Here is a 7,120-nt window from a genome sequence, read left to right as displayed (position 1 = left end):
TGCGGGAATAGCTCAGTTGGTAGAGCACGACCTTGCCAAGGTCGGGGTCGCGAGTTCGAGTCTCGTTTCCCGCTCCAATCACTTGCAGATGACATTCTGTTGCGGGAATAGCTCAGTTGGTAGAGCACGACCTTGCCAAGGTCGGGGTCGCGAGTTCGAGTCTCGTTTCCCGCTCCAAACAGTGTCCGGTAGATATGTGTAAGTGATATTCCGTTGCGGGAATAGCTCAGTTGGTAGAGCACGACCTTGCCAAGGTCGGGGTCGCGAGTTCGAGTCTCGTTTCCCGCTCCAATCACTTGCAGATGACATCCTGTTGCGGGAATAGCTCAGTTGGTAGAGCACGACCTTGCCAAGGTCGGGGTCGCGAGTTCGAGTCTCGTTTCCCGCTCCAATCTCTCTTCGACGTCCTCATAATCCCTTTGAATTGCCCATCACATCGCGCCGCGATGATTTGTCGTATCCGGCGTTTGCCTGATTTCTCTCTTCCCCGCACATCCCAAGTCATAAGACCAAGATGTATTGCTTGCTAATAGCCTCCCGGAGATCGGGCACAACCCTTTGCGGTCGGCTAACAGGCTTGGCAGGGCCTGAATGACAGACAGTGGCTCGCTATAAGTTAAAACCGGGGCATTTACCCAAAACTCATCATTTTGATTTATAGCGGCTGTGGCGGCCATAAACGGCTTGCAGGTGGGGATGGCAAGCCCGGCAAGAGCTCTGCCGATCGGGGAGGGGAAATCGCGGGCAAAAAAATAGGAGGGGCGATGGCTCCTCCTACGGGTTCACTGGCGCTGGCTCAGATAACGGTGACGTTCTCGGCCTGAGGGCCTTTTTTGCCCTGGGTCACAGTGAACTGGACTTTTTGACCTTCAGCCAGGGTCTTGAAACCTGCGCTCTGGATGGAGGAGAAGTGAACGAAAACGTCCGGTCCCTGGGATTGCTCGATGAAGCCAAAACCCTTGGTTTCGTTGAACCATTTTACTTGGCCGGTGCGAATGTCAGACATGTGGTAAGTCCTATCTATAACAAAATGAAACTAAGCCTGGTTGGGCAGCATTTGCCTGGAAGTCAGGGGTTGAAGCATGACTGACCACGTCTCTTTGTCCCAGTAGCATGTAGCACAATCCCTGTCTAAAGCCTGACCGATTGTACTGGAGCCCGATCCCTTGTCAATTTGGCACTTTTCATTTTTTGAGCGAGCTAAAAGTATTGTGAAGTCAGCAGCTTGTTTCATGCTTCACATCAAAAAAAACGGGAGGCCATGGCCTCCCGTCTGCATAAGGGGGTGGTCGAGCCCCCTTATTCCTTGAGGGCGAACCCTTCCCCCTGGCGGTCGTAGCGGTAGCTGACCTGACCGAGAGAGCGGACCTCGACCCGCTGGATGCGGCGGCTGGTGTCCACCAGGATGAACACCGACTTGCCCGACTGCAGCCGGGTCAGCGGCCTGTCCGGCCCTTCGATGGCGATGAGCCGGCTGAGCTCGGCCCCCGGTAGCTCGAACTTGCGGAAGATGGAGTAGAGGGTTTCACCGGCCTGCACGTCGTGCTGCAACCAGGTGCCATCCACTTTCTCCTCGACGGGCTTGGCGGCCTGGGGCTCACCGGCGTTGCCGACGGTCAGGGCCTGGGCCGGCACGGCCAGGGGCACAGCCAGAGAGCCTGATGGCGCCGTGGTCGGGGCGGCGGGGGCGGGCTCCCAGGCCAGCACCAGCAGCCAGAGCGGGATCAGCACCAGCAACCCTATGGTGTGTTTGCGGGGCAGGGGGCTTGCCAGCTTGAACGAGGCCGCCTTCGGCTCCTTGTTGCGCTGACCCAGGCCACTCATGCCCTGGCCGAGACGCTGGCGCAGGGGCAGGGTAGCCGCGTTGATACGTTGGAGCAGGGTTCCTTGTGATTCGTCTTGGCGACGCTGCTGGGCTCGTCTGTTATGGCCACGTGGGCGACGGTCCGGGGTGGGCACGGCATTTACCTCTCACTACATTGCCTGCCATCAGGCAAATATGCCGCCTATGGTAAACGGACTCGTCCCCGAGGGGGAGAGTCCGGAGCATGAAAATTATCAGCTGAGACGAAACTGACCCAACAATTGCTGCAAACGTTCCGCCGCCTGACGCAAGGCCTGACTGGCGTTGGCCGTGCTGGTGGCGTCCCTGGCGATGTCGTTGGCCAGTGCGCTGGTTTTTGACAGATTGCCGGAGACAGTCTCGGAAACCGAGCTCTGCTCCTCGGCGGCGGAGGCGATTTGGTAGGTCATGTCGTTGATGGTGGCGATGGCCTGGAAGATGCTGCCGAGGGCCGCCTCCGCCTGATCCGCTTCCCCCACCGCCTGATGGGTCAGCTGCTGGCTCTGCTGGATGGCATTGACCGCGTTGGTGGAGCTGTGGCGGATCTTGTCGATCAGCTCCTGGGTATTCTGCACCGCCTGCTGGGTGTTGCCCGCCAGCTTGCGCACCTCGTCGGCCACCACCGCAAAACCGCGCCCCTGCTCGCCGGCCCGGGCCGCCTCGATGGCGGCGTTGAGCGCCAGCAGGTTGGTCTGATCGGCGATCCCCTGGATGACGGTGAGGATGCTGGTGATCTGCTCGCTGTCGTGCGCCAGCCCTTCCACCACCTCGGCGCCCTTGCCCGCCTCGGCGGCCACCTTGTGCATGGAGTGGATCACCCGCTGGAAGCGTACCTTGCCCTCGTCCGCCGCGCTCTGGGCCTGCTTGGCGGAGTCGGCGGTGTTGTTGGCGTGGGTGGCCACCTCCTGGCTGACATAGGACATCTCCTGTACCGCGGTCAGCATCTGCTCCATTTCCGCCTGGTGATGCTGCAGGTTGCTGTCGGTCTGGCCGGCGATGCGATCGGTATCCCCGGCGTGGCGATGGACCTCGCTCGCGGTCTTCTGCACATCCCCGAGCAGGGCCTGCAGCTTGTCGATGAAGCGATTGATGCCCCGGGCCAGGGCCCCTAGCTCGTCCCGGGAGCGGCTCTCCAGACGCTTGGTGAGATCTCCGTCGCCGTCGGCGATGTCATCCACCAGGCTGACCATCTGGCGGATGGGGCCCGTGATGCTGCGGGCAATGACCAGCATGGTGCCAAGGGCCAGCGCCAGTACGATGAGGGCACCGATGAGCTGCTGGGTCATGGCGGCGCGGTTCATGTCGGTGAGCTGGCGTGCCAGCTCGTCCGCTCCCGCCAGCACCACCTTGTAGGGCAGGGTGACGATGATGGCCCAGTTGCGGGCCATGCCGGGCACCGCGATGGGCACCGAGATGCGAAACGCATCGTCGAGCTCCTGGCGCTGCACGTCCGGTTTGAGGTACTGCTGCCAGCCGTTGCTGAGCACCTTGTCGGCGCGGCTGCCGAGCAGGCTGGCGTCGCCGCTGGTACCGGTGATGACGCCGGCGGCGCTGACGATCAGGGTCTCCCCCTTGCCGTCATAGATGTTGCTATTGAGAGACTGGGCCTGACGGCTGATGGAGTCCACCGCCAAATCCAGCGCGGCGATGCCCTTGAACCGGCCATCCACAAGGATGGGGGTGGTGATGGTGCTCACCAGCACCTGCTGGCCGTTGATGTCCACCTTGAAGGGGTCGATGAGGCAGGGGCGCCCCTCCCGTTTCGGGCAGGCGTAGTAGTCGTTGGCCGGGTTGCCGAACTCGTCCGGATCGCTCTTCTCGATGGAGAGCAGCAGATCGCTGCCGATCTGATCCTTGTCGCGATAGAAATAGGGAACGAAGCGCCCCTTGTCGTCACTGCCAAGGGCTGCCTGTCCCGCGAAGCTTTCGTCCTGGCCGTCGAAGCCGTTGGGCTCGAAGCCCGCGAAGGCGCCATAGAGCTGAGGCTCCAGGGCAAGCTGGGCCTTGAGCAGGTCGGTGGCTTGCTGGCGATCCAGCGGCAGCTTGCCCTCCTGCTGGCGGGCGAAGACGCTGGCCATCTGCTGGGTGTAGGAGAGCCCCTTTTGCAGCAGCTGGGTGATGGTGGCGGCCTCGGCACGGGCGTTGGCACTCACCTTCTGCCACGCCTCCTGTTGCAGGGCGGCGCGACTGGAGTCGATGGTGAGCTGCTGGGTCTGCCGGCCTGAATACTGGTTGAGCAGGATCAGGATGACCAGGGCCGTGGTCATGGCGACACCGGCCAGTACCAGGATACGATTCTGGATAGAACGAAACTGCATCGCGCGTTCCTTGTATCGTTGAGGGTTCGTTGACGGGGTGACTGAAGTATCGGCTGTGCGGGAGATCTCTCCAGCGACCTCGCCTAGCTAAGCGGGAAAAAAGGGAAAATTCTGAGACATCACTCTAAAACAGCGGTTTTTGCGGGAATAGACCCTATTTTCCCCTCTGCCTCGCCATGGTTTTCCCATCCGTCATTGTCGGTGCTAAAATGCGACGGTTTTTTTAACGAATTGGCCCAAGGCCCTCTACACAAGGCTTAAAGATGAAAGTCAAAACCCGTTTTGCTCCCAGCCCGACCGGCTTTTTGCATGTCGGCGGTGCCCGTACCGCACTCTATTCCTGGTTGTTTGCAAAGAACCAGGGCGGTGAGTTTGTGCTGCGTATCGAGGATACCGATCTGGAACGTTCCACTCAGGAGGCCATCGACGCCATCATTGAGGGCATGGAATGGCTGGAGCTGAACTGGGATGAGGGCCCCTACTACCAGACCAAGCGCTTCGATCGCTACAACGCACTGATCGACGAGATGCTGGCTGACGGCCGCGCCTACAAGTGCTACTGCTCCAAGGAGCGGCTGGAAGCGCTGCGCGAAGGCCAGATGGCCAACGGCGAGAAGCCCCGCTATGACGGCAAGTGCCGGGATGGCGCCCACGATCATCCGGCCGATGCACCGCACGTCATTCGCTTCCGCAACCCGACCGAAGGCTCCGTGGTGTTCGATGACCACGTCCGTGGCCGCATCGAGTTCGCCAACACCGAGCTGGACGATCTGATCATCCGCCGTACCGACGGCGCGCCGACCTACAACTTCTGCGTGGTGGTCGATGACTGGGACATGGAGATCACCCACGTGGTGCGTGGGGAAGACCACATCAACAACACCCCGCGCCAGATCAACATATACAAGGCCCTGAACGCGCCGGTGCCGGAGTTTGCCCACGTCTCCATGATCCTGGGTGACGACGGCGCCAAGCTCTCCAAGCGCCACGGCGCCGTCTCCGTCATGCAGTACCGCGACGACGGTTACCTGCCGGAAGCGCTGCTGAACTATCTGGTGCGTCTGGGCTGGTCCCACGGGGATCAGGAGATCTTCACCCTCGACGAGATGATCAAGCTGTTCAGCCTGGATGCCATCTCCAAGTCCGCCTCCGCCTTCAACACCGACAAGCTCTTGTGGCTGAACAACCACTACATGCGCAGCCTGGATCCGGCCTATGTGGCCAAGCACCTGGCCTGGCACATGGAACACCAGCAGATCGACACCAGCAATGGCCCGGCGCTGGCCGACGTGGTCACCCTGCTGGCCGAGCGCTGCAACACCCTGGTGGAGGTGGCTGCCCAGAGCCGCTACCTGTTCGAAGAGTACGAAGCCATTGACGAAGCCGCTGCCAAGAAGCACCTGCGCGGTGTGGCTGCCGAGCCGCTGGCGCTGGCCAAGACCAAGCTGGCGGCCCTGGAGACCTGGACCACCGAGGCGCTGCACGAGCTGATTGAAGCGACCGCCGCCGAGCTGGGTCAGGGCATGGGCAAAGTCGGCATGCCGCTGCGTGTGGCCGTCACCGGTCTGGGCCAGTCTCCTGCCATCGACGCCGTGATGGCGCTGGTGGGCAAGGAGCGGGTCCTCGCCCGTATCGATCGCGCTTTGGCGTATATCGAAGCGCGCATGGCCGCCGAGTAATTCAGAGCGCCGGTACGGGCCAGTCCCCTGGCATCGCCGACGCCGTGATGGCGCTGGTGGGCAAGGAGCGGGTCCTCGCCCGTATCGACCGCGCCCTGACGTATATCGACGCGCGCATGGCCGCTGAATAAACATCGGCCATGGCATGAAAAGGGCTCCCTGACGGGGGCCCTTCGTATTTTGGCCTCAAGCGGATTTGCGACGTAAAACAGCGACATAGCGACGAGGTTGGCGGTAAAAACAGCTAACTGCCTGAATTTTGACTAAACGCTCCAGTGGGCGAGAATTTTGGGTTGACAGCAAAGCGGGTGATGCCTATCATGCGCCTCCGTTGCCAGAGATAACTTTGGTAGCGCCGAGGTGAGTTGGGGTTATAGCTCAGCTGGGAGAGCGCTTGCATGGCATGCAAGAGGTCCGCGGTTCGATCCCGCGTAGCTCCACCAAATTCTCCTCGAACAATCTGGAATCCAAGGGGTTATAGCTCAGCTGGGAGAGCGCTTGCATGGCATGCAAGAGGTCCGCGGTTCGATCCCGCGTAGCTCCACCAGGTTCCCGATTGATATGAAGTACCCAGGGCAGTGCGGTGTGTATCACCCAGGCCGACCTTTGTGGGGTTATAGCTCAGCTGGGAGAGCGCTTGCATGGCATGCAAGAGGTCCGCGGTTCGATCCCGCGTAGCTCCACCATTATTGAGGATGAATGGCCGCCAGAACCATTCATTCAGTACCGAATTTGGGGTTATAGCTCAGCTGGGAGAGCGCTTGCATGGCATGCAAGAGGTCCGCGGTTCGATCCCGCGTAGCTCCACCAAATTCAGAGTGATTCAGCGTCACTCACACACATCGGGGTTATAGCTCAGCTGGGAGAGCGCTTGCATGGCATGCAAGAGGTCCGCGGTTCGATCCCGCGTAGCTCCACCATCTTTCGCAAGAAAGCACCAAGGCCACCGCATCGCGGTGGCCTTTTTGTTTGGCGCTGTCCCAATTATGTGTTGGAAGGCTAATCTGGAAGTAGGTCATCACCACGAGGACCTTCATCATGGATACGCCAGCCTTCCAACACCTGTTGTCCCTCTTTCCATTACTTACTCTGCGTCAGCGCCGTGTCGCTCAGCATGAGCTCGCCGCTCCACACCCGATTACGTCCCTCCATGCCCAGTTACCCACATGCTGCGGCTGTCCCCACTGCCAGGCGGATGCCACCCAGCTGGCCCCCTGGGGCTGGAGCCGTGGGCTGCGTCGTTACCGTTGTAAGCAGTGTCGGCGAACCAGCTCCCTCCT

The 7,120-nt window shown here is 60.8% G+C and carries 4 protein-coding genes, 9 tRNA genes and 1 pseudogene; 11 read left to right on the top strand and 3 right to left on the bottom strand.

Annotated features, from left to right (window positions below):
* Position 1 precedes the first annotated feature (1 nt).
* The 4 genes from AB5Y68_RS08340 (at position 2) to AB5Y68_RS08325 (ending at position 391) form a co-directional block, all read left to right on the top strand.
* Positions 2-77: transfer RNA gene (locus tag AB5Y68_RS08340), tRNA-Gly, on the top strand.
* A gap of 24 nt (positions 78-101) precedes the next feature.
* Positions 102-177: transfer RNA gene (locus AB5Y68_RS08335), tRNA-Gly, on the top strand.
* A gap of 38 nt (positions 178-215) precedes the next feature.
* A tRNA-Gly gene (locus AB5Y68_RS08330) sits at positions 216-291 on the top strand.
* Between the two features lie 24 nt (positions 292-315).
* Positions 316-391 (top strand) — tRNA-Gly (locus AB5Y68_RS08325).
* Positions 392-796: 405 nt separating this feature from the next.
* On the opposite strand, the gene AB5Y68_RS08320 is transcribed toward AB5Y68_RS08325, so the two are convergent.
* The 3 genes from AB5Y68_RS08320 to AB5Y68_RS08310 form a co-directional block, all read right to left on the bottom strand.
* Positions 797-1,006: a cold-shock protein gene (locus AB5Y68_RS08320; protein ID WP_005297820.1), complete on the bottom strand. Its 210-nt coding sequence runs from the start codon at positions 1,004-1,006 to the stop codon at positions 797-799.
* Positions 1,007-1,299: 293 nt separating this feature from the next.
* Entirely contained in the window at positions 1,300-1,959 is a 660-nt protein-coding gene (locus AB5Y68_RS08315) for a LysM-like peptidoglycan-binding domain-containing protein (RefSeq protein ID WP_010675484.1), read from the bottom strand.
* Between the two features lie 99 nt (positions 1,960-2,058).
* Positions 2,059-4,161 carry a methyl-accepting chemotaxis protein gene (locus tag AB5Y68_RS08310; RefSeq protein ID WP_368207076.1) on the bottom strand — a complete coding sequence of 701 codons (2,103 nt, stop codon included), beginning with the start codon at positions 4,159-4,161 and terminating at the stop codon, positions 2,059-2,061.
* Between the two features lie 263 nt (positions 4,162-4,424).
* Here AB5Y68_RS08310 and gltX point away from each other — a divergent pair, with 263 nt between their 5' ends.
* The 7 genes and pseudogenes from gltX to AB5Y68_RS08275 all read left to right on the top strand — a co-directional run.
* Positions 4,425-5,840 carry a glutamate--tRNA ligase gene (gltX, locus tag AB5Y68_RS08305; RefSeq protein WP_114523158.1) on the top strand — a complete coding sequence of 472 codons (1,416 nt, stop codon included), beginning with the start codon at positions 4,425-4,427 and terminating at the stop codon, positions 5,838-5,840.
* Positions 5,841-6,207: 367 nt separating this feature from the next.
* Positions 6,208-6,283: transfer RNA gene (locus tag AB5Y68_RS08300), tRNA-Ala, on the top strand.
* Between the two features lie 28 nt (positions 6,284-6,311).
* Positions 6,312-6,387: transfer RNA gene (locus tag AB5Y68_RS08295), tRNA-Ala, on the top strand.
* Positions 6,388-6,450: 63 nt separating this feature from the next.
* Positions 6,451-6,526: transfer RNA gene (locus tag AB5Y68_RS08290), tRNA-Ala, on the top strand.
* 48 nt (positions 6,527-6,574) lie between these two features.
* Positions 6,575-6,650: transfer RNA gene (locus AB5Y68_RS08285), tRNA-Ala, on the top strand.
* 34 nt (positions 6,651-6,684) lie between these two features.
* Positions 6,685-6,760, top strand: a tRNA-Ala gene (locus AB5Y68_RS08280).
* A 118-nt stretch (positions 6,761-6,878) separates the two neighbouring features.
* A pseudogene (locus AB5Y68_RS08275) lies at positions 6,879-7,120 on the top strand (IS1595 family transposase); the annotation flags it as partial.

This window comes from Aeromonas sp. R6-1 (genome assembly GCF_040908165.1).
Classification (GTDB): Bacteria; Pseudomonadota; Gammaproteobacteria; order Enterobacterales; family Aeromonadaceae; genus Aeromonas; species Aeromonas caviae.
This window is presented reverse-complemented; position numbering and strand designations above follow the sequence as displayed.

Bases quoted from the DNA above. Each gene is read 5' to 3' on its own strand.
- AB5Y68_RS08320 (WP_005297820.1), bottom strand. From the start codon at position 1,006: ATGTCTGACATTCGCACCGGCCAAGTAAAATGGTTCAACGAAACCAAG.
- AB5Y68_RS08310 (WP_368207076.1), bottom strand. From the start codon at position 4,161: ATGCAGTTTCGTTCTATCCAGAATCGTATCCTGGTACTGGCCGGTGTC.
- gltX (WP_114523158.1), top strand. From the start codon at position 4,425: ATGAAAGTCAAAACCCGTTTTGCTCCCAGCCCGACCGGCTTTTTGCAT.